Annotated in this window: 20 protein-coding genes; 8 read left to right on the top strand and 12 right to left on the bottom strand. The window is 41.9% G+C overall.

Features of this window, described 5'->3' with window-relative positions:
• Positions 1-28: 28 nt before the first annotated feature.
• The 9 genes from ABH008_RS07965 to ABH008_RS07925 form a co-directional block, all read right to left on the bottom strand.
• A complete protein-coding gene (locus tag ABH008_RS07965; RefSeq protein ID WP_347989322.1) occupies positions 29-2,395 on the bottom strand; it encodes a phosphoketolase family protein in 2,367 nt (788 codons plus the stop codon).
• A gap of 148 nt (positions 2,396-2,543) precedes the next feature.
• Positions 2,544-3,650: a cytochrome d ubiquinol oxidase subunit II gene (gene cydB, locus ABH008_RS07960; protein ID WP_347989321.1), complete on the bottom strand. Its 1,107-nt coding sequence runs from the start codon at positions 3,648-3,650 to the stop codon at positions 2,544-2,546.
• The gene (locus tag ABH008_RS07955) at positions 3,640-5,046 is read right to left on the bottom strand and encodes a cytochrome ubiquinol oxidase subunit I (RefSeq protein ID WP_347989320.1); all 1,407 of its coding nucleotides are present in this window, start codon (positions 5,044-5,046) and stop codon (positions 3,640-3,642) included. Before ABH008_RS07955 ends, cydB begins: the two co-directional genes overlap by 11 nt.
• 128 nt (positions 5,047-5,174) lie before the next feature.
• Positions 5,175-6,452: a phosphate regulon sensor histidine kinase PhoR gene (gene phoR, locus ABH008_RS07950; RefSeq protein ID WP_347989319.1), complete on the bottom strand. Its 1,278-nt coding sequence runs from the start codon at positions 6,450-6,452 to the stop codon at positions 5,175-5,177.
• A 7-nt stretch (positions 6,453-6,459) separates the two neighbouring features.
• Positions 6,460-7,152: a phosphate regulon transcriptional regulator PhoB gene (phoB, locus tag ABH008_RS07945; RefSeq protein ID WP_347989318.1), complete on the bottom strand. Its 693-nt coding sequence runs from the start codon at positions 7,150-7,152 to the stop codon at positions 6,460-6,462.
• A 124-nt stretch (positions 7,153-7,276) separates the two neighbouring features.
• A complete protein-coding gene (locus tag ABH008_RS07940; protein WP_347989317.1) occupies positions 7,277-10,951 on the bottom strand; it encodes a pyridine nucleotide-disulfide oxidoreductase in 3,675 nt (1,224 codons plus the stop codon).
• Between the two features lie 294 nt (positions 10,952-11,245).
• Positions 11,246-12,172 carry a protein translocase subunit SecF gene (gene secF / locus ABH008_RS07935; protein WP_347989316.1) on the bottom strand — a complete coding sequence of 309 codons (927 nt, stop codon included), beginning with the start codon at positions 12,170-12,172 and terminating at the stop codon, positions 11,246-11,248.
• Between the two features lie 95 nt (positions 12,173-12,267).
• The gene (locus ABH008_RS07930; RefSeq protein ID WP_347989315.1) at positions 12,268-13,725 is read right to left on the bottom strand and encodes a potassium transporter TrkG; all 1,458 of its coding nucleotides are present in this window, start codon (positions 13,723-13,725) and stop codon (positions 12,268-12,270) included.
• 161 nt (positions 13,726-13,886) lie between these two features.
• A complete protein-coding gene (locus ABH008_RS07925; protein WP_347989314.1) occupies positions 13,887-14,180 on the bottom strand; it encodes a hypothetical protein in 294 nt (97 codons plus the stop codon).
• A gap of 542 nt (positions 14,181-14,722) precedes the next feature.
• Here ABH008_RS07925 and ABH008_RS07920 point away from each other — a divergent pair.
• The 4 genes from ABH008_RS07920 to ABH008_RS07905 all read left to right on the top strand — a co-directional run bounded on the left by ABH008_RS07920 (position 14,723) and on the right by ABH008_RS07905 (position 19,283).
• A complete protein-coding gene (locus tag ABH008_RS07920; protein WP_347989313.1) occupies positions 14,723-17,155 on the top strand; it encodes a TonB-dependent receptor in 2,433 nt (810 codons plus the stop codon).
• Between the two features lie 147 nt (positions 17,156-17,302).
• Positions 17,303-17,947 (top strand): response regulator transcription factor, encoded by a 645-nt coding sequence (locus ABH008_RS07915; protein ID WP_347989961.1) that lies wholly within the window; start codon positions 17,303-17,305, stop codon positions 17,945-17,947.
• Between the two features lie 138 nt (positions 17,948-18,085).
• Positions 18,086-18,670, top strand: coding sequence for a DUF4337 domain-containing protein (locus ABH008_RS07910; RefSeq protein WP_347989312.1), 585 nt, complete (start codon positions 18,086-18,088; stop codon positions 18,668-18,670).
• A gap of 166 nt (positions 18,671-18,836) precedes the next feature.
• Positions 18,837-19,283 carry a YccF domain-containing protein gene (locus ABH008_RS07905; RefSeq protein WP_347989311.1) on the top strand — a complete coding sequence of 149 codons (447 nt, stop codon included), beginning with the start codon at positions 18,837-18,839 and terminating at the stop codon, positions 19,281-19,283.
• A 39-nt stretch (positions 19,284-19,322) separates the two neighbouring features.
• On the opposite strand, the gene ABH008_RS07900 is transcribed toward ABH008_RS07905, so the two are convergent.
• On the bottom strand, positions 19,323-19,973 hold the full coding sequence (locus ABH008_RS07900; RefSeq protein ID WP_347989310.1) for a YchE family NAAT transporter: 651 nt from the start codon (positions 19,971-19,973) through the stop codon (positions 19,323-19,325).
• A gap of 409 nt (positions 19,974-20,382) precedes the next feature.
• Positions 20,383-20,925 carry a peroxiredoxin gene (locus tag ABH008_RS07895; protein WP_347989309.1) on the bottom strand — a complete coding sequence of 181 codons (543 nt, stop codon included), beginning with the start codon at positions 20,923-20,925 and terminating at the stop codon, positions 20,383-20,385.
• Positions 20,926-21,394: 469 nt separating this feature from the next.
• Here ABH008_RS07895 and ABH008_RS07890 point away from each other — a divergent pair, with 469 nt between their 5' ends.
• The 3 genes from ABH008_RS07890 (at position 21,395) to ABH008_RS07880 (ending at position 23,980) form a co-directional block, all read left to right on the top strand.
• The gene (locus ABH008_RS07890) at positions 21,395-21,775 is read left to right on the top strand and encodes a hypothetical protein (protein ID WP_347989308.1); all 381 of its coding nucleotides are present in this window, start codon (positions 21,395-21,397) and stop codon (positions 21,773-21,775) included.
• 305 nt (positions 21,776-22,080) lie between these two features.
• On the top strand, positions 22,081-23,454 hold the full coding sequence (locus tag ABH008_RS07885) for an ATP-binding protein (protein ID WP_347989307.1): 1,374 nt from the start codon (positions 22,081-22,083) through the stop codon (positions 23,452-23,454).
• A complete protein-coding gene (locus ABH008_RS07880) occupies positions 23,432-23,980 on the top strand; it encodes a response regulator transcription factor (RefSeq protein WP_347989306.1) in 549 nt (182 codons plus the stop codon). Before ABH008_RS07885 ends, ABH008_RS07880 begins: the two co-directional genes overlap by 23 nt.
• Before the next feature lie 24 nt (positions 23,981-24,004).
• Here ABH008_RS07880 and ABH008_RS07875 read toward each other — a convergent pair whose 3' ends face one another.
• Positions 24,005-24,913: a serine/threonine-protein kinase gene (locus ABH008_RS07875; protein ID WP_347989305.1), complete on the bottom strand. Its 909-nt coding sequence runs from the start codon at positions 24,911-24,913 to the stop codon at positions 24,005-24,007.
• A gap of 180 nt (positions 24,914-25,093) precedes the next feature.
• On the opposite strand from ABH008_RS07875, the gene ABH008_RS07870 reads away from it, so the two are divergent.
• On the top strand, positions 25,094-25,957 hold the full coding sequence (locus tag ABH008_RS07870) for a YicC/YloC family endoribonuclease (protein ID WP_347989304.1): 864 nt from the start codon (positions 25,094-25,096) through the stop codon (positions 25,955-25,957).
• The last annotated feature ends 134 nt before the right edge of the window (positions 25,958-26,091 follow it).

The following is a 26,091-nucleotide window of genomic DNA, read 5'->3' as shown; positions in this document are numbered from 1 at the left end:
TTTTCGAAAGCCAACAACCCAGTTATTTTTAATATGGCCAAGTCCAATTATCCACCTCTGGGAGATCTATACCATATTCGTAAGCGTAACTACGACATTCAATTTGAATATCACGCATTTTTTCTTTAACGTGCGCACCCGCGACATGTAAAGCTGGAATGCGATCAATCACGTCAATCACCAGACTAAAGCGATCAATTTCGTTTTGAATTGCCAACTCTAAAGGCGTATTAATACTACCCTTTTCTTTATAGCCCCGCACATGCAAATTCTTATGATTATGACGTCGATAAGCCAAACGGTGTATTAGCCAGGGATAACCATGAAAATTAAATAATATGGGTTTATCCAGTGTAAACAAACTATCGAAATCTTTATCCGATAATCCATGCGGATGTTCGGTTGCAGGCGTCAGCTTGTAAAGATCAACAACATTAATAAAACGAACTTTCAATTGCGGAAAGTGTTCGCGCAAAATCACAACGGCCGCCAAGGCTTCCTTGGTAGGAATATCGCCAGCACTGGCAATCACCAAATCCGGTTCGGAGCCAATATCACTACTCGCCCACTCCCAGATGCCTATACCCTTGGTACAGTGTTTAATGGCGGCATCCATATCCAGATATTGTAAGTGTTTTTGTTTATCACAGACGATGACATTGATGTAATCGGTACTACGTAAACAATGATCACTAACCACCAACAGCGTATTGACATCAGGCGGTAGATAGATACGTGTAACGGCAGGACTTTTATTGACGACCACATCCAGAAAACCGGGGTCCTGATGGGTAAATCCATTATGATCTTGACGCCAAACAGTTGAAGTAATCAATAAATTAAGAGAAGAGACTGCTGACCTCCAGGGTACAGCTTTCGACATTGCCAGCCATTTAGCATGTTGGTTAAACATGGAATCTATGACATGTACAAATGCTTCGTAGGTGGAAAAAAAACCGTGGCGTCCGGTGAGCAAATAGCCTTCCAGCCAGCCTTCTAAAGTATGTTCGGACAGCATTTCCATGACACGACCATCTACAGACAGTTCGCCTCCATCACTATCTTCTGGCAAATAGTCAGCTAACCAGGTTTTTTTACTGACCGTATAAATGGCATCCAGTTTGTTAGACGTATTTTCGTCAGGACCAAATACCCGAAAATTTTGCATATTGGCAGACATAATGTCGCGCAGAAATTTACCTAAGGGTGGCGTATTTTCGGCGCTACTTACGGCAGGCTTTTCCAGAGCTATCTGATATTCACGAAAGTCTGGCATACGTAGAGCCTTGCGCAATCGACCACCATTGGCATGCAAATTGGCACTCATACGCCGTTCCCCCTGGGGAGCCAGTTTTTTAAGTTCTGGAATTAAGCGACCCTGAGCATCAAACAAGGTTTCAGGCTTATAACTTTTTAACCATGTCTCTAATTGTTGCAAATGCTCGGGATGCTCACGTACACCACCAAGCGGTACCTGATGCGCACGCCAGAAACCTTCCACCTTATGTCCATCGACTTCTTTAGGTCCAGTCCAACCTTTAGGTGACCGCAGTACAATCATTGGCCAACGCGGACGGACAGCTTTTCCAGAACTGCGTGCTTCTGTCTGGATCTGCTGAATTTCTAACACACATGCTTCCATCACCTCAGCCATTTTGGCATGCATAGTGAGTATATCACTACCCTCCACAAAATAAGGCTTCCACCCATAGCCCAGAAACAGATGTTCCAGCTCTGTATGACTAATACGTGATAACAAGCTGGGATTATTGATCTTGTAGCCGTTCAAATGCAAAATCGGCAATACTGCTCCATCGCGAAGCGGATTGAGAAATTTATTGGAATGCCAAGAAGTGGCCAGAGGTGCCGTTTCTGCTTCGCCATCCCCCACCACGACAGCAACTATTAAATCGGGGTTATCATAGGCTGCACCAAAAGCATGGGATATACTATAACCCAACTCCCCTCCCTCATGAATTGAGCCAGGTGTTTCCGGTGTGCAGTGACTGCCAATACCACCGGGAAAAGAAAACTCCTTAAAGAAATTAAGCATACCTTCTTTATCTTCACCTTTATTGGGGTAAACTTCGCTGTAAGTTCCCTCCAAATATACCGGTGCCAACACGCCTGGCGCGCCATGCCCAGGACCTGCCAAAAAGATACAATTCAAATCGTATTTATTAATCAGGCGATTAAGATGGATATAAACAAAACTCAAACCAGGACTCGATCCCCAGTGTCCTAGTAATCTGCGTTTTATATGTTCTGGCTGTAAAGGTTCTTCCAGTAATGGGTTATCACGCAAATAGATCATACCGGCTGCCAGATAATTGCAGGCGCGCCAATAAGCATTAATATTTTCCAGTTCCTGAGCTGTGACGGGAAGTACGTTCATAATTAGCATCCTGTTTTAATAGCAAAAACGATTTAGATCAACTTTAGCCAACGGCCTAGTTACTATCAATACACATTAGCACACCTACTTATTTTACTAGCAAATATAAGGTTATTTATTCATAACACGTCTTTAGCAGTGCAATAATCTACTCACTAGTTTTGCTGGGTTGCGAAAAAGCAAAACGACTAGTCAAAGCCATGATAGGCAATGCACACACCACCACCCCTAATAATGTGGTTAAGGTGTTAAAGCTGGCACTGGCATCCCATAGTGTTAATGAACTATTCAAGGAACGATTGGATGGCAACAAAAAGGGAAACATGGAGACAGCCAGCGTTAACACTGTGGCGGTAACAGCAACACTAGCGGCTATAAACGCCCAGTAATAAAGCTGTCGCTTTGCAGAAAAATAAAGTGTAGCTATTGTCGAACTGAACACTAATCCTGGTAACAACCATAACACGGGTAGATGTTCATAATTATCCAGCCACAAACCTTCACTGCGTTTAACAAATTTATGTAGTGGATTTGAATCGGCATTAGTCATTATTTCCGAATTAATATGATAGCCCTCCAGATGCATCAACCATAATCCGGCCAAAGCGAATAGCAGCATAAACGCCACGCCTGCCTTTAAAATCCAAGGTTGACAGTGTTTAGAAATATCTTCACCTACTTTTAGTTGCAGAAAACTGGCTGCATAAAACAGTAATAATGTCAGATTAATTAATGCTACCAATAATGCAAAGGGATTAAGCAAACCCCACACATCTCCCAGAAAAAAAATCCGCATATCACTATCAAGATGAAAAGGAATGCCTTTAAGTAAATTGCCAGCAATAACCCCTAAGATGGCGGTGATTAAAAAGCTACTGACACTGAGAACCTTATCCCAATTGTTCTGCCAAGCGGCTTTGTCACTCGCATCTCTAAATAAAAAACCGACTGGTCTAGGTAGCCAAGCCAATAGCATAATGAGCAACAACCAAGGTAAACAGGAGAAAATCACCGCATAGACTATGGGCCAGGTTGCAAATAATACTGCAATGACCGCCATTAACCAGGCAAGTTGTAATAATGAAGTCGGCGCAACACTGGCAATGGCAACTTTAGCCACCTCAGTATTTTTTCCGAGTAGATACACTAACATACCAACACCCAGATTGATGCCTTCGCATAATACAAAGCCGAGGATGCTTAGTACCAGAACTCCCCAATAAATGATACGTAACGTTTCGTAATCATAATTCATGGATGAACTCCTGATTGCCAATATTCGAATTTTGCATCTGGATCGACTGCCGGATTAGAAAAAATCCTACCGCCAATAAGCCCAAAAAAGCTAGGTATTGTGTAAACAGACTAATGACTAAATCGGGGATCGATAATGACGAGACACTTAAAAAAGTCGGTAACACGCCCGCAATTGCCCAAGGCTGGATACCCGCTTCAGCAATATACCAACCGGCTATACACGCCAGCCAACTTAAAGGAGCTAGATAGACACTTAGTTTTAATGACCACATAACGTACTTACTTTTAGTGTAACTGTTCCATAATGCGACGCTAAATATACCAATATTGAGAATGCCAACCGTCATCATCAGCCAATTTAACCAATGTAATCGGTTGGCTGCAGCAGGCAAACAAAACTTAACTGCATCTGCGATTTGCTGATCGGTAGCTGCTGTCACATGCTCCGTCCAGTGTTTCAGCAATAAGGCATACCCCAGATCGGCATTAAAATGTTGAAAATCCACCTGTAATTGCGGATCGGTTTTCTCGTCGCGCAGTTCTTCTAAAACGGCATAGGCTTTTATGCCATTGCGAATATGCATTTCGATAGAGGGTAATTGTTGGCTAATATCACTACTGTTAAGAGCGGATAGCTTAAGGTTTTGCACTGGAGTACCTAATTCAGGCGTGCTGTCGCCAACACACACCAGTAATGAAGAGACTAATCCGACTAGTGCTGCCAGTTTAAAACTACAACGCGCCACCTGATTATCTGCCTGTTTTAATAACAAACTGGCACTGATTGCCATCACGGTGGCCGCTGCCGTTACATAACAGGCGGAAATGCTATGTAATGCTTTGCTATAAATAATGGGATTATGCAGAAATTGTGAGAGATCAGACAGTTCGATACGAAAGGATTGATAATTGAAAGTGGCACCCACCGGATTTTGCATCCAGGCACTGGCTGTCAGTATGGAAATTGCTGACAAATTAACGGCTAACACGAGTAACCAGGTAGTCATCAGGTGTTGTGATTTGCTCAAGCGTTCCCATCCATACCAGTAGGGGCCACAAAGCAAGCATGTCAAAAAGAATACAGTGAGGATTTCAACCGCTAACGGTAATGCAAACACATCACCGACATAATAGGAAAAATAAGAGCCATGACTGCCAAATTGAAACATCAGAGCTAAACGTGTAACAACACCTAAAGCAAAATTGATGACAAATATCCGCCCCCAAAACCTGCATGCATCGAGATAATAACTTTTAGTCGTGATGACATACAGTGATTCCAGACCAGCCAGCATCAGAGCTAAACCTAATGTCAGAGGGACAAATAAAAAGTGACACATTGCTGTGATGGCAAATTGCCAACGTGACAACTCCACCAGAGTTTCAGAAATCATTATCACCTCTTACATCAATCAGAAAAACCTACAATTATAGGCTCTGACTTACATTTATCATATTTATGTAGTAGATATATTTCCAAACTATCAACACAGAAGGCCGTTAAATATAATATAAACTGGCGCTATAAGCACTGTCGACTGAGTGGAAACACACAACGAAAGCGACTCCCTCTACCTAATTGACTTTCTATTTCCAGCTTGGCTTCGTGCCTGACCAAAACATGCTTAACAATAGCCAAACCTAAACCGGTACCATTTATTTTACGGTTTCGTTTAACTTCTGCCCGATAAAAGCGTTCAGTGATACGCGGAATATCAGTGCTGGATATGCCTTCACCAAAATCTTCGACTTCCAGATTGGCATTAGACCCCTCAGATTTATACCAACGCACTTTAACGGGTTTATCAGCTGGTGAATATTTAAGTGCATTGACCAATAAGTTGGTAAAACCACTGCGCAGCTCTTCTTCATCGCCACGCAGCCTAACATCTGTTTCCAGAGTTAGCTCAACCCGACGTTCGTTGGTTTCTAACAAATCACTCTCTCGGCAAATTTGCTTTAAAAGTTCAGTGATATTAACGCAATCTGATTTTTTGGCTTTGGTTTCCAAGCGTGCCAACAGTAGTAAATCATCTATCAAAGCTTGCATGCGCAGCGCTTGAGTAGACATATTCTGAAATGATCGGAAATACACAGGTGGCAAGTTCTCCATCCCTTGCAAGGTTTCCAGATAACCTTTAATTACTGTTAAAGGTGTACGCAATTCATGGGATACATTCACCACAAAATCAGTACGCATACGTTCTATATTTTTTAGATGGGTAATATCCTGAGCCAGTAATAAACGCAAATTGGCACCATAGGGAACGATACTGATTTGCAAAATCATATTTTCGTTTACCGGCGAGGGAATACTAATTTTCTGAGCGTAGTCGTTCGATTTTAAGAACAGGATAAACAGTGGATTGCGAACCAGATTATCTATGCGATAACCTTTATCAGACTTTTTTAATCCCAACACTTCACGAGCAGCCTTGTTGGTCCAATCAATTTCTCCAAAACTACCCAATACCACTGCTGCATCGGGCAATGCATCGGTAGAGGTACGAAAACGGTCTATCATGCGCGTTAATTTCTTTTTACGCTTTTTATCGATTTTCCGGATTTTTAATACGTGATAATAAATATCCCGCCAAATACCTTTATGCTGATTTTTGTCACCATATGCACCGCGGCTTAACCATTTTTCCAGCTCATCCACATATAGGGTTTGCCGTATCAACAAATAGCTGGTAACCAACAGCAAAAAAAAAGAAAAATGTCCAAAGAAAGCGCCTAAGCTTAAAGCGGGGACCAACAAGAACAACAGCAGACTTATTTCTTTACTCCAACGACCCATCTTTACATCAACCGACTATAGAAAAACGATAACCGAAACCTCTTACTGTTTGGATAAGCTCTTCCCGTCCGTATTCGGCAAGGATTTTTCGTAAGCGGCGAATATGCACATCCACCGTACGTTCTTCAATGTAGACACTGCGCCCCCAAACTTGATCCAGTAAATGGGTGCGACTGTAGACTTTATCGGGGTTAGTCATGAAAAACTGCATCAACCTGAATTCGGTAGGACTGACATCGAGTGTTTGACCGGAAATAGTTAAACGGTGTTGTTCTGCATCAAGCGTCAGATCGCCCACATTTAAATGTCCGGATTCTGATAACTTACCACTTCTGCGCATGACTGCTTTAATGCGAGCAATCATTTCTTTGGGGGAGAACGGCTTGGTGATGTAGTCATCTGCACCAATTTCCAAACCGCGTATTTTGTCTTCCTCTTCGCCACGCGCGGTCAATAGAATAATCGGCATATCTTTGTAACCGGAGTCGTTTTTTAAGCGTCTTGCCAATTCTATACCACTAATACCAGGCAACATCCAGTCCAGAAGGATTAAATCCATCATGTTTTCTGCAAGGGCTTGTTGTGCTTGTTCTGCACTGGAAACCGCCATCACTGACAACCCTGCTTGCTCAAGAGCTAATACCAGCATCTCCCGAATGGCTTCTTCATCTTCTACGACCAGAATATTTAAATTCGACATAATCATTTCGTGTTGGCCCAATCAGATATACAGTATAAAGGCTATATATTACTCCTTTATGACAAAAAGTCGTTCAAAGACCAACACACAATGCATGAATTACGCCTGCAAGCCTATCCTTCGATTAACTGTTTTCAGATTCCAGAAGATAAGTCAGCCACAATGACGACAATTTCTCTTGTACTGTGTTCTGCCGCAAGCGAGCACGCAGATTGTCGAAATCCACATAATCTAAAGCTTGATCCTGGTTATAACAAGAATACATAAAGCTGGCTTCGCCTGTATCTGGATCAACATGCTTACACAGACACTGAGCGCAAACACCTTTCATCATACACTGCATAGGCGAGTTGATAGAACCAATGGCCTCATGCCCTTCTTTTAAATAGGGCTTCAGAACACCATAACGCGCTTCTTTGACAGCAGCCATCATTCTGTCGGAACCAATCACCACCAAATGCTCAACATCTTGCAATTTTAAAGTCGTTTCGCCAAGCTCACCCTTAGCAAAGGCTAACATGGCTTCGACAATATTACCCACAAAGGTTTTATCTTGCGGACGGGTAATAGGTATAGCATCATTACCCGGACGCTTATCAACAGCCCAAACAATGAGATCAGACGCGTCTTCAATGTCTGGCACTTTAAACAAATCTTCACGATTACGGTAACCTGCAAAATAAATCACTTTATTACCCGCCATACGCAAAGCCTTGCCAATAGAAAACAAGACAGCATTACCCAAACCGCCACCTAGCAACAAAATAGTTTGATTGCTTGGAATTTCGGTTGGCGCACCGGTAACCCCCATCACCACCAATGGATCGCCGGCTTTCCAGGTGGAACATAGTCGAGTTGAACTACCCATTTCCAAGGCTATTAATGACACCAGACCTTGCTCTTTATCTACCCACGCCCCCGTTAATGCAATACCTTCAGCCGCTAAAGCCGTACCCTGTATAACGGGTGCCAGCGATTCAAAATTTTGTACCCGGTAGAATTGACCGGGATTAAAGTTTTTGGCTGCAGCAGGTGCCTTAACCACTACTTCGATAATAGTCGATGTTAAACGAGTAACAGAGACAACATGAGCAAGGAAAGTAGCATCCAGATTTTGTTGAAATGCGAGTAGTTGTGCATCACGTTGTACTTGCTGTGAAGCATCCAAATTGGCAAGCTGTCCAGCAAACAACTTAACAATATAAGGATATCCGTCTTTAGCACTGGCCATAGCCTTAACCACATTACCGGCATAGACTGGATGATTATCGCCGTAAAAACTGATATAACGCCCATTACTGTGGTAAGAAGTAAAAGGAGCAGGTTTCCCTACTTTCACTTGCTTTTCATCATCCGTAGCGGTCAATTGCAGTTGGCCATCCGCCCAAATCGGCTCATATCGTTTGTAGAATTTTTGATCCATGACAAACGTACTAGGATGTTCTGACTGGTAGATAGTGTTGGGAGCTGTTCCTGCAGCAACAAATAACCCGCGTAATTTAACTTCAACCTCGTCAGTTTTACGCCATTTACCTTCCTGTTCACTGAGTTTTTCGAAACGTACCGCCTGCAAATGTCCGTATTGATCCTCAATAGCTTCTAAAGGACTCATGCCTTCTGCCAACCAGATACCCTCTGTCAAGGCTTCATGGATTTCTTCATGATTTTGCCGATAAGCAGGTGAGTCTTTAATGCCTTTACGATAAAACAGTGTTACCCCACCCCATTGTTCAAGGAATGGCAAGAAATTGGGTGCTTCGCCAGCTGATGCAGCGCGTTGACGTTCTTGCTCAATAACGCGACCATGCGCCAAAAATTCTTCTAGTATTTCCAGCTCTTCGGTATCGTACCGTTCGCGCACATTGTTTTCGCCATATTGGCTGACCAGCGCATCATATCGATTAACAATTTTACTGACTTGCAAAGGATAATATGCCAATAATTCCGTAGCGGTATCAATAGCTGTTAAACCGCCACCAATAACACCCGCCGGTAATCGCACTTGCAAATTTGCTAGCGAAGAAGCTTTCGCTGCTCCGGTCAATTGCAATCCCATTAAAAAGTCCGATGCTTTACGAATACCCCGAATCAAATTGTTTTTCAGATCAATAACGGTTGGTTTTCCGGCTCCACTCGCAATGGCAATATGATCAAAACCCAAATCCCAAGCCTCATCAATACTGATAGTGCCCCCAAAGCGAACCCCACCGTAACATTTGAAGGCGCTACGACGTAATAAGGTTAGATAAATCACTTTCAAAAAGTTCTTATCCCAACGTACGGTAATGCCATATTCAGCAACACCACCAAAACCCAACATCACCCGTTTATCCAGATCTTCGTATAAACTGCGAAAATCGGCAATCGGCAGTGGCGCATGCTCACTATCTCCGGTTAAGTGCAGGGGTAATGGCTCAATTTTCAGCGCATCGATACCCACTACACCAAAACCTTCGTTTAACAAATAATGCGCTAGTGTGTAGCCAGCTGGCCCCATACCGGCTACCAATACATTTTTACCGTTATAAGGCAGAGCCGTTGAACGTTTGATGTTCAACGGGTTCCAGCGAGTAAGCAGACTGTATATTTCAAAACCCCAGGGCATGAACAATACATCCGTCAACACATTGGTTTCAATTTGTGGAATATTGACCGCTTCGGTTTTTTGGTAAATACAACCGCGCATACAATCATTGCAGATCCGGTGCCCAGTACCTGGACACATGGGATTATCAATAATGATCATGGCCAGCGCGCCAATATTATCACCCTGACGTTTGACCACATGCATCTCAGAAATTTTTTCTTCCAAAGGACAACCCGTCATCAAAGCCCCTAAATGATTGGCCTTGAAGGTTGCGTCTTTTTTGTTTTTAATACCCTTGGAACAGGAATCGTTATTCCGATCATGGCAATAGATACAATGATCTACTTCATATAAAGTCTGACGTTGTGAAAAGCGTTTGTCTGTCAAAGCAAAACCATCGCGTCGACGCTGATGCTCTTTGCCCGCCGCCCAAACTTGATGTGTATCATGATCCAGACTGTCATGTGCCACCAGATTTTCTAAATTGGTTTTGGCAGGAACCTTAAAACTCAACCACTTTTTAACTATGGCTTTTAGTTCTGGCGCATTTTGCGCGGCAAAACTCCAGCGATAGATAATATCTAACACTGCGGCTAGAAAACCAGAAGGTGTTTCATCATCCATACCCAATTCAGCAGCAACCGCCACTTGCCCTCTAAGCAAGCTGACGTCAGCAGCGCTGATTTCAGCCTGTTGTGACAATTGCCATAAAGAGGCCGCTAACTGACTCACCGCCAGTTCTGGATCAGAGACAAACAATTCTTGTTTACCAGTAACCAGTAACAAAGCCTGTAATTGCGCATTTAATGCAGCAATATCCCAACCTTCAATGCTTTGGCCTTTGAAACGCGCAGCCAGTTTGCCAACAATTTCGGTACGGTACACAAAAGTTGCAGAAAACTCACCACGTATGGTTTCGATTTGCTGATCACGATTAGCACTAACATTAAATAACCGTGCCACAAAACTACCCACTAATGGCGCCGTTTTAACCAATACTTCCGAAATTTGCTCAGGAGCCATGCCCTGACCTTGGCAGGCACGATAGTCCGCTATTTCGGCAAACAAGGCTGGATCGTGCTGTTTAACTGACTGATCAAATACCTGTAAAAGATCATTTAAACGTTGCGGATTATAAAGATCGGGGTAAGCAAAACCTGGGATACCCAAGGTCAATTCGCTCTGGCGGTGAGTGTTAAGCTGTTGTGTCATCAAGTTGTTCCGTGAATGTACGCTTGAAGTAGTAAAAAGATAAATTAAAAAATAATAGTCATTGCACAGCGTTAAGCTTAGTCTTACTCGGCTGTATATGCATCAAGCGTGACAGACGTGTTCCGCACATCTTATAGCCTATTGATTTTAAATTATAAAAACTTCGCTGAATAGTTACAAATAAAAAATACTAATAAAGTGCAATACTTTTGTGTTCGGCCAAACAATACCCAACTAATACCTTTAAGGATTAGTTGAGATATTGTATAGGGCTTAAATTGGCTGAGCCTGGGGTTAAGGCAACTCATTCAGAGACTGATCTTTTTTAACCTGCATCAGGTCTTCGCGCTTTAGTCCAAAAGACAAGGCCAGCGCACTACCGATATAAATAGATGAATAAGTACCTTTGACCACACCAATTAACATGGCGATTGCAAAACCATGGATAATTTTGCCACCCAGAAACACCAAGGCCAGCAATGTTAACAGTACCGTAAAGGACACCAGGATAGTACGACTTAATGTTTCATTAACCGCAACGTTAACAATCTCCTCCATAGACTGAATACGACTACCGCGAGTAATTTCACGAATACGATCATAAATTACAATTTTATCATTGGTGGAATATCCAACCAACGCCAAAATGGCTGATAAAACTGTCAAATCGAATTCCCAGCCAAACACTGAAAAGAAACCCATGGTAATCACAGCGTCGTGGAACAAAGCGATAATGGCCGCTACAGAAAGTTTCCATTCAAAACGGATACTGACATAAATCATAACGCCTATAAAGGCAAAAAACATCGCCAAACCACCATCGTCAATCAAGTCTTCACCCACTTGTGGACCCACGAATTCGACTCGACGCATTTCGCCCGGCTGTGCCTGACTACCATTCACAACGCTCAGCACTTTTTCGGTAAGATCTTTCTGACTAATATCTTGCACGGGCTTAAGGCGTAATAATACTTCTTCAGAACTACCAAAATTTTGCAGGTTGGCATCCCCAAAACCTTGCTGTTCCAGAGAACTGCGCATTTTATCCAAATCAACCGCTTGGTTGTAGTGTATCTCGTAGACACTACCACCCGTAAAATCAATGCCCAACTCCAGGCCTTTAACAAAAAATGAAACAATGGAAATTAAAAACAAGCTTCCAGAAAAAATAAAGGCCCATTTTTTTTTGCCAAGAAAATCAATATGTCGAACGGTTGTCATACCCTAAGTCCTGATAATAATTATAGTTTGTTATCGGTATCCGCACAGATCTGGCGATTAGCGATGGAAAGCAATCGAGAAAACAGAATATTGTACTATCTTCTCCAAAAAGCTGGCGTAAAAAGCATCAGCAATGTAAAAACTTCGAATCGCCCCAATAACATGGCGATGATACAAATCCAGGTTTGAAAATCTGTTAACCCCTGATAATTACTTGCCGAAGCCACCATACTCAAGCCTGGACCCGCATTATTAAGGCAAGCAAGCACAGCGCTTAGCGATGAGACAGGATCGAGACCAGAAAATAACAGCGAAAAAGTTAAAGCTACAACTGCTATAAAATACAAAAAGATAAAAGCCAAAACAGAAAAAATAATCTTATTCGCGATGATCAAATTACCCATGCGTATGGGATTAATGGCATGAGGATGCAAAATACTAAACATTTCTCGACCCGCCTGCTTCCAAAGCAACAGGGCACGAAACATTTTGATGCCCCCACCCGTGGAACCTGTACAGGCGGTAATACATGTAAGATACAGCATCCACCAGCTTAAAAAAGGCGGCCAACTGCTAAAATCGGCACTAACAAAACCACCTGAAGTACCAATTGAAATTAAATTAAACGTTACATGCCGAAAGGTACTAAACCAATCCGCATACACATTGTAATAAAGCATATAAAGAAAACAAACCAATACACTACCGACCAACAAACCCAACATGGGTATTGCTTCAGGATCTTGCAGATAGGGCTTTATGCTTTTACGATGCAATGCTTGATAGTGTACAGCAAAATTCATAGCCGAAATCAGCATAAAAACCATTAATACCGCTTCGATGTCAGGCGAGTTGAAATAGGCAATATTAGCATCATGCGTAGATACCCCCCCTAAGCTCATGGTTGATAAGGCATGGCAAATAGCATCAAACCAGCCCATGCCTGCCTGTTTTAAGGCCAACATACAAACAATAGTTAATGCGGCATAAACCAGCCATAACAAACGAGCAGTTTCGTTGATACGCGGCGTAATTTTACTGTCTTTGATGGGGCCAGCAATTTCGACTTTATATAATTGCATTCCACCTATGCCCAGTAAGGGTAGAATGGCCACTGCGAGTACGATAATACCTAAACCCCCTATCCAACTCAGCTCATGCCGCCAAAGATTCAGTGATGGGGCCAGTTGATCCAACCCCACAAATACCGTGGCACCTGTTGTCGTTAAACCCGAAGTGGTTTCAAAAAAGGCATCTGTAAAACTCAGCTCCGGCACCCCCCACAGGAAAGGTAAGGTAGCCGCTGAAGCCATTAATATCCAGAAACAAGGCACTAACAAATAACCATCACGGGTTTTCACATCACCTCGAAAACGCATGGTTAAACCCGCTAGAATACCGCCGCAACCAATATTCAGTGACATTCCGTGCAGAAAATGTTCTGTCATACCATCACCAAAATACAAAGAAGCCGCTATAGGTAATGCATAGGTAAGCCCGAATATCATTAGAATCAGGCCCAGAACAAAGGCGATGGTACAAAAACGTTGCATGGCGAAAGCCTAAAGTAAAACAGGACGTTAATCATGTGGGTATCATAAACCAGCTATTGCTGATAATGACCGTTACATAAATTTCGTTAATTGTAGCAAAAAACTGTCTCTGTCTTAATATCGTTTATAGAAGTGAGGACAATTTTGGAATAAAGCGTTATTTAATAATTAGTACCATCATCCGGCTTTGTCAGCGAATAGACATTTTCTACGTCCGAGTTTTCGGCTAACCAGCTACAAAATGCAGTTCTTTCCGCCTGTGTCCAAACGGTGCGGTTACGATTGTGAGCATCATTATCGTACCAATTAACCACACAACGCTCTAATTGTGACAAACGCAGATCAACTGAACCAATCTGCTGACTTAATTCAACCACTGCCATTTGTAACTGACCAATACTCGAATTAATCTGTTTAAGTTGTTCTAAAACCAAATCATTTACATTTTCAACCATTTGCCCTCCCCTTTAACGATGGCTACCAATAACTTGGCACTATAATGTAGATAGTCTTAACAAAGCAATGTATAAGCTGCACTAGCTAAAATTTACACAGTAATACTTTTAAAAACATACTTTATAATAATCTAAAGCAATAGAGTTGATGGAATCATCACCCCACGTACGCTTGATAACCACTTATCCTGTATAAATTTGGCTGCAATCATTGTTTCTTATCATGATTTTCGGCACTCAACCAAAACCGCAACGATAACACTCTTCTGACGGCTTTTGGTTAGGTGCTGACTGACAAATTCTGATTAACACAAAATATTCAGGCATTTTTCCTGGATAATATGACGATAAAATATAACAACTGGGAACTTCGAAAAACCTGGCTTTTGTGCTTCAGCAGGCTCAACACGAATGGTAAACTATTGATATATTAACACAATAGCTCACAATGTGCCCTTCGAAACAACTTAGGAAAGCCATGTCGAAGGGTGGTTTTTCGAAGCTTCCAACTATGATAATTTTGATTCATAAAGGCTTTATTAATGCTTTACTCCCTTAAATGTAAGCGGTTTTTACCCACATTACTACTCTTGACTTTAGTATCAAAAGTTTCTGCCGACACAGACGTAAAGACCACTAGCCAAACTACACCTTTAAATCATCTGTTGCCGCCAACGAATACCGCCGATGCCAACAACAATGACACCAATAATGACGATAACTCTAAAAATGTATTTGTAACAAATCCGGTTGATGCGTTTGAATTACCTGAAGTAGAAGTGGTAAGCACTACCCCCGTAGGTGCAACCGGTTTGGCTCTGAAAAAAATACCAGGTAATGTGCAATCCGTGGAGGATGAAGAAATTAACCGCCACGAGTCACTATCTGTTTCGGACTTCATGAATCGCCGTATGCAAAGTGTTAATATTAATGACACGCAGAATAATCCTTACCAGCCAGATATTACTTATCGGGGCTTTAATGGCTCACCCTTATTAGGTACCCCCATTGGCATTTCTGCGTATCAAGATGGTGTGCGCATTAACGAAGCTTTTGGAGATACCATCAACTGGGACTTAATTCCACAAATCGCCATTTCCAGCATGGAAATGATGCCTGGCTCCAACCCTATTTTCGGTTTAAATACATTAGGCGGGGCCATGTCTATTAAGACCAAAAGTGGTTTTAGCCACCCTGGATTAAACGCTCAAGCTTATGGCGGCTCTTATGCACGCCAAGGTTATCAAGCAGAGTATGGTGGTTCGCACGGTAATTTCGACTGGTATGTGGCGGGTAATATCTTTCAGGATGCTGGCTGGCGTCCCTACTCGCCCACTAACGTTAACCAAGGTTTTGGCAAAGTGGGTTGGGAAAATGAAAAAACCGACCTTGATTTATCCTTTACATTTGCCAATAACACCCTACACGGCGTTGGCCCTACCCCACAAGCGTCATTACAGCAAAATTGGAGTTCAATTTATACTTCTCCAGATGTTAACCAAAATGCACTCTATTTTGTAACACTCAAAGCCAGCCACAAAATAACGGATGCTTTACAACTTAGTGGCAATACTTATGAGCGTAGCAGTAATTTATTTACTCTAAATAGCAACACCAATAATAACTGTTCTGCTTACACAGCTCTTAACAATCTTCCGCTAAATGCGGCAACAACCTGTACTGATACCAATACAAGCAATCAAGACCCGATTGGGGCTTTTCAAGCCAGCAGAGCCAACCAAAACGGCACTGGCGTCAATCTGCAACTGACCTCTGATTACAAAATTGATAATCATGAAAATCAATTAGTCATTGGCGGTGGCTATAATTACGCTAAAACCCATTACACAGTTGGTTCTCAGACTGCGACCTTTAACTCGGCTTTTTATGAAACAGCCAGCAACGGCCTAAGCAACGACGTTAACATCACTGGTCAAAATGCCTATTCCAACTTGTTTGTCACTGACACATTCTCGGTATTCGACTGGATGCATATCAACTCTTCTGTGAACTGGGCACAAGCCCAAGTCCGCACCTTTGACAGCATCAATGCACCTACCGATACGGCAAATTATTTGGGGAATAATATACATTTTCAGCGCGTGAATCCCTCAGCAGGTCTCACCTTAAATCCGCTTGATGCACTAAAGCTTGATAGCTTTATGAAAGACTTTACAACTTACTTTAATTACAACGAAGGTTTTCGGGCACCAACCACAGTAGAGCTTAGTTGCGCCTCTGCTAGCGCACCGTGTAGCTTACCCAACAGCTTTGTTGCTGATCCACCCACATTAAAACCAGTGGTTTCACACACATTAGAAACGGGTATGCGCGGTAAATTTTCCAAAGCATTAAAATGGAATTTTGCGCTTTATCAGACCATCAACAGTAACGACATTCTTTTTTTGAATCAAACTTCCAGCGGTCAGGGTTATTTTGCCAATGTGGGCACTACACAACGCCAGGGCTTGGAATTGGGACTTAACGGCATCGTGCTGGACAGCCTTAACTGGTATATCAGCTATGGTTATGTCAATGCCACCTACCAATCGTCGACTTCACTCAGCAACGGTTTGACATTAAGTAATGGCAATGCTGCCAGCGATAATGTCTCGCCGGGCAGCCATATCCCCAGTATTCCGCAAAACACGTTTAAGTTCGGTTCTGAATACGAGTTTTTTCATAACTTTTACTTTGGCGGCGATTTACAGTATGTCTCCAGCCAGTATGCACGTGGCGATGATCAGAATTCCTATCCGCAAATACCGGGTTATACTGTCGTCAATCTTAATGGTCGCTATACTCTAACCAAAAATATAGAACTGTTTGCTATGGGGCGCAATATTTTCGATGTACATTATGCATCGGTAGCACAGATGTCGAACAATCTATTTAACAACAATAGTATTAGCCAATTTCAAGGACCGGGCGCACCCGCTACCGGTTATGCCGGTGTGCGCATTCATTGGGATTAATAGCCTCATTATTTAATTAAGTCTCAATGAATCAACAATACCCGATTAGCTATCGAATCCTGATCACCGCCTTATACCTGTTAGCGGTAGCATCTGCGTGGCTAGTTAATCTGCCGACAAAGTGGCCAATGCATGTATCACATTGAAATGGAAAATAAAATCAGGATTGTTCTGGTCGATGATCATGCTGTGGTACGGGCCGGTTTTCGAATGTTGCTAGCCACACAGGATGCTTTTGAAGTGATTGGCGAAGCTTCTCGCGGCGAACAGGCTATACAGCAATATTTGGAACTACAGCCCGATATAATGGTAATGGATTTATCCATGCCAGGTATCGGAGGATTGGAAACCATACGCCGCATCAAGCATCGCGATAATGCGGCATTGATTTTGGTATTCAGCGTCCATCATGAACAAGTTTACGTGCATCGAGCTTTAGCGGCAGGCGCGAAAGGCTACATCACCAAAAATAGTGCACCTGAAATTCTGCCTGAGGCAATTATCGCTATCATGCAGGGCGATAATTATGTGGAGCAAGGCTTAATAAAAACCCAAGGTAAATCAAACACCACAGACAATATGCATGCCATTATCAATGGGTTTTCGCAGCGAGAGTTTGACGTATTCACCCTGCTCGCTCAAGGCTTGAGTGTGCATAAAATTGCTGACGAGTTATGTCTGGGTTACAAAACGGTTGCCAATTATGCCACCCAAATCAAAAAAAAATTGCAAGTGGATAGTTTAATTGCACTAGCGCAGCTAGCCAATGAATGGGGTATTGGACAGCGTTGAATTTATCCGCATAAACTTACACCTCTATTTTAGTCAGGCATACCCTTTGCCGATAATAGTGGGTAACACCAACACTAGACCGTTTCACAAAGTTCATGTTGTAATACACGGCTGTTAAGCCTGTTATGAGGGTCAATCATGAGTGAAGAGTTTGAAGTAAAAGGACCTCACGAAGAAGTTTTAGAAGCCGGAGAGGACCATGAATCGAGTGGTGAAAGCAAAAAATTCAACGCGACTTTAGCCGTAATGACCGCCATTATGGCATCAATTGGTGCCTTACTTTCTTATCAGGCTAATGTCACCTTAGGCGAAGCAATTATCTTCAAAAATGAAGCTTCCATTCTGAAAACCGAAGCCTCTGATCAGTGGAATTTCTTTCAGGCAAAAAGTAGTAAACAAAATATTGCAGAGCTTGCCAGCAAACTAACCACAGGTAAAGATAGGGAGGACAGCCTACAGGATGTGTCTCGCTACGAAGTTGAAAAGGAGAGTATTAAAATAAAAGCTGAAGACATTGAAAAGCGTGCACATGAAGCCGATCAGCTCTCTGAACAATCCTTACACCATCACCATCGCTGGGCTACTGGCACAACCGCATTACAAATTGCTATTTCACTTGCGGCAATAGCGCTATTAACTCGGCGAAAATGGTTAGAATATGTCAGTTTATTTTGCGCCTTGGTGGGTATAGGCTTTGGTGTGTTTGCCTGGCTAGGACTCTAAGAAACTACTTATAAAAAAAACAGGTCACAATTTAGAAATAGATACGTTTATTAAAGATGTAGCAACGCCATGAGGCGCATCACTCTATTTAATACTTCCTAAATTTACATGATCAAAAACTTACACTATAGCGTTACAAAAACAGAAACAATCGGAATTTATACACATGAGTGAAATAGGTAATTTTTTTTGGTTTATTTTGGGTGGTGGCTTTATGGGGCTTGCATGGTGGCTAAGCGGCTTTTTGGCTATTATCACCATTTATGGTATTCCCTGGGCTAAATCCTGCTTCGTGATCGGTTACTTTTCGTTTCTACCGTTCGGAAAAGAAGCCATTAATCGCAAATTACTCACAGAACAAGATGATATTGGCACTGGCAGCCTAGGCAAAGCAGGTAACCTGATATGGTTAATTTTTGCGGGAATCTGGCTGGCATTAGGTCATGTTATGTTTGCTGCTGTGTGTTTTATCTCCATACTGGGCATTCCGTTTGGCATACAGCATTTAAAGCTGGCAGGACTGGCATTGGCACCCATCGGCCAAACTATTGTGGCAAAAGAAGTGGCTGTTGCAGCACGAAATCGTCACGCCCAAACAAAGTTATCTAAATAATAAAGCGTTAGCTGCATTGCAAACGTAACTAACGGGGGGTTAAATAAAGACGTTCCCCCCTGCCAACACTGGAAACAATGCTTTTAAACCTTTTACAATAAATTCGATAGCAATAGAGGCCAATAACAATCCCATCACTCTAGTTACCACATTCATACCGGTATTTCCCATCACTCTCGCAATGCGCTGTGCTGCCATTAAGGCAGTCAACACAATACCCGCCACCGACAAGATGACCGCGCTCATTAACAGATAATGTGCAACAGCTTGTTGACCATGAGCGTATACGATAACGGTACTGATAGCACCGGGACCACTGAGCAAAGGTATAGCCAATGGCACAACAGCTACTGAATCTTTCTCAAATGATTCCGCACGCTCTTCTGGGGTATGTCGCGATCTGTCATCATTGACATGCAACATGGACATACCCATCCATAACACCAGCAATCCCCCTGCCACGCGAAATGCAGCCAGACTAATACCCAAAAAATGCAATATGGGCTCTCCCGCCACTAATGCAATCAATAACACCATAGCGACTGATAGTGCAGTAATTTGAGCAATTCTCCGACGCTCTCTAGGTGATCGCTGCACGGTAAGACTAATAAAAATAGGAATGGCGCCGATAGGATTTACCACTGACACCAGCCCAGCTAACAGCTGTAGATACTCGTTCCAATTTAACATTATTGATTAAGTGTACGTATAAATTTGGCAAAAAATACAGGAATGAATAAACGTCTAGCTATACTTGTTTGATTCACTCTTAACGGCAATATGCTCTAAAAAAATTCCCTATTCAGCACTTAACAATTAGTCTGTATTTAAGCAGAATCGCTCAGTTAGTTTAGGTATTTAAACGGCTCACCCACTGCGAACACAGCGACACTGAGAATAGTGACTTTTATAATTTGTCAAATTCTCTATAAAACAGGAACTTAATATAAATACAAAAGTCATATTAACGGAGATAGTTACTTGTCGGTGCTTGGTTTTTTATGCGCGCCGCACCGACAATTTTTTCCGGCAAAACGACTAGCAGATTACCCCTTCCACTATAAGCACTCTTCTTTAATGCGCCCAGTAACAATGACAGTTACCGTGCAGTGTTTTGCAATTGTTTTAAGCGCTCTGAAACCCGTTGTGCATCTAAAGCAGGATCCACATCATCATCAATGTGCCTAATCACTAACTCAGGATCAACTATAAATGTCCAGCGCTTTGCCATAGTCAGAACCGGCATTTTTACACCATAGGCACTAGTCACTTTAGCCTCTGGATCGGACAACAAAGTAAAGCTGAGTTTATGCTGTTGATGAAACACCTGCAATGCTTTTATTTCATCTGTACTGATACCATATACTTCGGTGTTTTGCTGACGTATAACTTGTAAAGCGTCCCGAAATGCACAGGCCTGAGCTGTACAACCCGGCGTGCCTGCCTTGGGATAAAAGTATAGCACCGTCCAGCCAACACCCTGACGCGAGGCCAAGCTCACTTCAGAACCATCTTGAGCTTTTAATTGGAAATCGGGTGCTGTTTGCCCAACTTGTAAAGGCTCAGCATGTGCCAATGACATAAAAAATAGCCAAACAATAAAAGCGCCAAGAGTTTTATACAGAAAAATATTTTTTTGCATAAGCCACCATGAAAAGGATGAATTAGTATAGCCTACCGCCATGATGAATCGCATTTTCCTTAATGTTTTAATCTTTAAAAAACAAACACACCGACTTTATTTTTTGTGTGATGTCATAAAGCATTAATAAAAACCTGATATTTTACGAATCAGCCTTTTAAATTTAGCAGCAATATTTTTCAAAACAATTTTATGGTATTCATACAATTAATTGCTATTTGAAAATGTTAAGGAATAATAAATTTTTATAGCTCCTGATTTTCGTTGATTACATCATAGAAAAATCAGGCTTAACCACTTTATTTATATGGTTTATACACCCATAGAAGCTGATTTTAGCCTTAAGTTAAAATCTGTGATAGGATAAACCAGCATTAAATAAAAAACCTTTTTAGAGTTGTTTACATTTAGGCAATTAATTTAAGGTAATTAAAAACATTTAAACTTAAAACGTTAGGATTCGTAAATAATGAACATTTTTAAAAAAACCTTGGCTACTGTAGTAATGATGTCTGCTTTAATTTCTACTTCAGCTTTAGCAAATAGCGCTGGAGACGCCAAAGTCCGTGCCGCTGGTGAAACAACTTTAGCCAAAACCGAAGAAGCAGTAAACCTTTTAGAAAAAAACGGTGATAAAGCTGAAATTTTAAAGTTGTTAGGTGAAGTTCGCCAATCACAAAAAGAATTCCGTTATGAGCAAACTGAGCGTTTACGTCAAAAAGCGGGCGACAAATTAAGACTTGCTCATGAAGCATTGACAAAAGACGATAACGCTGATGCGACTTCTAACCTGAAAGCAGCGTTGGATTTTTACAAAGAAATGTTTGTTGTGTACAAAAAAGCACATTAAAAATGTTTACTTTAGTTTTTGATTTATTTTGAAACTAAAGCGTTTGACCAGGGTACTGGTTATTGCGTAACCAGCAAAACACCAGTACCTTTTCAAAAAACATCCCTACCCCAAAATAAAGCATTCAGAGCAGATATTTTCTGCACACTTTAATCTGTAAAGCTTATTAATTTATCAGCCTTTAATTCCCGGCAATAATTTGTACTTCTTTTTTGCTAAGACTAGCGAAAATAATGCATAAACGCAGACAATAATGCTATTCGAAGGTAACATATGCATTTTATGATGCCCTTGCTGCCTAGCTAATGTTTACCCAATTACTCCCCAAAACACAGATTTCCATTCGCGAAAATCTAAGATGGCTTTATATTCTTAGAAACCTGATGTTATTTATCGTCACTTTAACCGTTTTTATAGCCACTAACGGACTGAGCATTGATTTGCCGCAAAATCAGTTATGGATGGCCATTTTCGCCATTTCCATGCTTAATCTCTATACTTGGCTGCGTTTACGCACCTCTGAAGAAGTGACAGAACACGAAATATTTTCACAAATTTGCATGGATGTTCTGGCCTTAGCGTATCTGCTGTATCTGACTGGAGGCGCTTCAAACCCACTTGCCTGGATATTTTTACTACCCTTGATTATTACCGCCATCATGCTTCCACAGGCTTATGCCTGGAATATGGTGATCATCACTTCATGTATTTATACCGTATTAATTACCTACCATATCTCTTTGCCGATTGTTGAGCCGCATATGATGCACGAGCCTATCAGTGAAATGACTCCCGAAATGATCTTACAATCACATCTGATGGATGATCGTCGATATTTTAATTTACATGTTTTGGGCATGTGGTTCGGTTTTGTATTTAGCGCAGGTTTGGTAGCATTTTTTGTGGTTGCTTTATCAAAGACCTTGCGTGAGCGAGAACGTAACCTGGCCGAAGCCCGCGAGAGTGCATTACGGGATGAAAAAATCGTATCATTAGCGACACTAGCCGCTAGTGCAGCCCATGACATGGGTACCCCCCTGGGAACCATTGCTATACTCACTCATGAAATGAGCGAAGAATTGCCTTCTCGGCATTTTCCAGAGATGCATCAGAAACTTATGATTGTGCAGCAACAATTGGATCGCTGCAAACAAGCTTTAGCAGTCATGTCCGCTTCATCGGGCGAAATGCGTGCAGAGTCAGGTAAAGTAATGTTGGTAAGCGAATACATTGATGAAGTTCTCAATCAATGGCGAACCCACAAAGTGTCAACCAAGCTTAAATTATTTATTTCACCAAATGTGAATATTGGTGCCGAAATTATTGCTGAACGCACCATTACCCATTCCATTATTAATATTCTTAATAATGCTGCCGAAGCAACGCCTGCAGACAAAGGTATAGAGTTCCATGTAAATTGGGATGAATGGCAATTAAATTTAGAAATTAAAGACTTTGGTACAGGACTTCCTGATGAGTTGATTGATTTTGCTGGTCATAAACCCGTCAAAAGTAACAAACAAGGCATGGGCGTTGGTTTATTTTTAACCTATACCACTATCAAGCGGATAGGCGGTAAAATAACATTTAGCAATATTGAATCGGGTGGTGCCAGTGTAGCTATCAGCTTGCCACTCTTAACAACGGAGAGTTTAGATGAACACATTAACTATGGATAAGCCTCAATTACTGCTAGTGGATGATGATGTCACCTTTTGTAACGTCCTGAAACAGGCTTTGGAAAAACGTAATTTTCAAGTGGCTATCGCCAATGATGTCAGCACAGCCATACAATTGGCAGAACAGACAGAACCAGAATACGCGGTAATTGATTTGCGCATAGGTTTTGAATCGGGTTTAGAAATGGTTAAAAAACTGATTTCCCTGGATTCCAACACGCAGATAGTTATGCTAACTGGCTTTGCCAGTATCGCCACTGCTGTTGAAGCGATTAAACTGGGCGCCATTCACTACTTAACCAAACCCGCCAATGCCGACGAAATTGTCAATGCATTACATAAGAACGAAGGAGATACCTCGGTTGCGATTAGCGATAACCCTTTATCGGTTAAGCGTCTAGAGTGGGAACATCTGCAAAAAGTGTTAATGCAACACGATGGCAATATTTCGGCCGCGGCCAGAGCATTGAATATGCATCGCCGTACCTTACAGCGTAAACTTGAAAAAAGACCCGTTAGAGAATAAATGTTACTGATTTTTTTATCTTGATCAGCGTTTTAGGTCTGGATCTATAGCTTGCAGGAATTGAGCAACGGATTGCGGGCGATCTTTAGCTTGCAAAGCCATTGCCCAATCCACCGCTTTAAGCAAATATTCTGGATATTTTTTTCTATGCAAGACGGTAGCACTCTGCATTTCATCGTATTTAAGCCTATCTAAAGACGACTGTGGGGCTTTACCATCCATACAGGCACGCATACTAGCACCCACCGAATAAATATCTGTCCAAGGGCCAATTTGCCCATGTGTGTCATATTGTTCGACCGGGGAAAAGCCATTTGTCACGACTTTGGACAGTGGCTTTTGTTTTTGTTGGGAAAAATAACGAATAGCACCAAAATCCAGCAGCAAGGGATTGTTATCCGGGCGAATAAGAATATTGGCAGGCTTAATATCAAGATGTAATAATTTGCGCTGATGCATAAAATCAACACCTGCTAACAAGCGTCGAAATACAGTACACAGAAACACCTCGCTAATTAGCTCGGAGTGTCCGAGCAAAATTTTATCCAACGTAATACCATAATCATAAATCATCACCAAATATACCGTATCATTGGCCTTAAAAAAACTAATTACATCTACGATATTGGGATGCTTTAAAGTAGCCAATACCTTGGCTTCTTCAAAAAACAGACCACGACCCTGCAAAAACAATATTCTGCTGGCGGGATTATTAGGCACCACTAAATTATTCCAGGCACGATGTGCCAGTTTATTCGGCAGATACTCTTTAATCAGCACTTGGGTTTGATCTTTTTGCTGTCTGGCCAAATACACAGAACTGAAACCGCCGCGTGCAAACTCCCGTTCAATGATGTACTGATCTATAATAGTCCCTACTTTGAGATGATAGCTCCGTTTATGATTACTTTCTGATCCTCTGGGTTTTAGCATAGTAATTTAGGCGAATCGCATGTAGGTCATAGCTAAGCAAATGTTGGGATTTAAATGTATGGCAATTCGTTAAGAACTGTTTTGGGTTTACTTCGTTTCAATTTTAAATTAACAAACAACTTTTGATGACTGAAATTCAGTACAAGAGCGCTGTTAGTATATTACTTATTTAGGTGAAAAATGATAAAAAGCATGACGGCTTTTGCAGACGGCGAAATTGCAGTGGATAACTTGGTTATTTTGTGCGAACTTCGCTCTGTCAATCATCGCTATAGCGATATCAGCATCAAACTGCCCGAACGCTTAAAGTATGCAGAAACTGATGTGCGGCGCCTAATTTCTGAAAAATTGAAACGCGGCAAAATAGACTGCACGATTAATTATAAGAAACAAGCCAGTGCGCAGACATTTGCTGTCAACACGGACATTATCGATAAATTATTAGCGGCTACCCGCCAAATTGAGAAAGCAATGTCCAAACCGCGCTCTTTTTCGGCATTGGAAGTGCTGGCATTCCCTGGCGTACAACAGGAAACCGAAACAGACAAACAGCTTATTCAGCAAGCCATTATCAAGATGCTGGAATCGACCCTGGACATTTTACTGAAAACCCGAAGCCGCGAGGGCCAGCAACTGGCTGAATTACTGATAGACCGTAGTCATAAAATGCGGCAACTGATTGAGTCTGCAAGACTACGTATGCCAGAGGTATTGAGCAATGTACGTACTAAACTCACTGCGCGTGTGGCAGAATTGGTCGCCGATCCTAATTTTGAGCGCCTGGAACAGGAATTGGTGTTATTGGCGCACAAAATGGATGTTGATGAAGAATTGGATAGACTGGAAACCCACGTTACTGAACTGTTGCATAGTCTAAAACAAGCCGAGCCTGTGGGGCGACGTTTAGATTTTTTGATGCAAGAGATGAACCGCGAGGCAAATACCTTAGGCTCTAAATCCGCAGACCGGGAAATGACACAGATTTCGATTGAATTGAAAGTATTGATTGAGCAGATGCGGGAGCAGATTCAGAATATTGAATGATGTTTTGAGCTATATAAGACAGTGTACCACTGGCATACTATACTGAGATTTAGTGATGTATTTACACTGGTTAGCTTTATTAACGAAACAGCTACCCGAATAGCGCTGATTTATGATTTAAAGGTATTTATAAG

Origin of the sequence: Methylomonas sp. AM2-LC (assembly GCF_039904985.1) — a bacterium.
In the GTDB taxonomy this organism is placed as follows: Bacteria; Pseudomonadota; Gammaproteobacteria; order Methylococcales; family Methylomonadaceae; genus Methylomonas.
The sequence above is the reverse complement of the archived record's forward strand: the minus strand, read 5'-3'. Positions and strand labels throughout refer to the sequence as shown.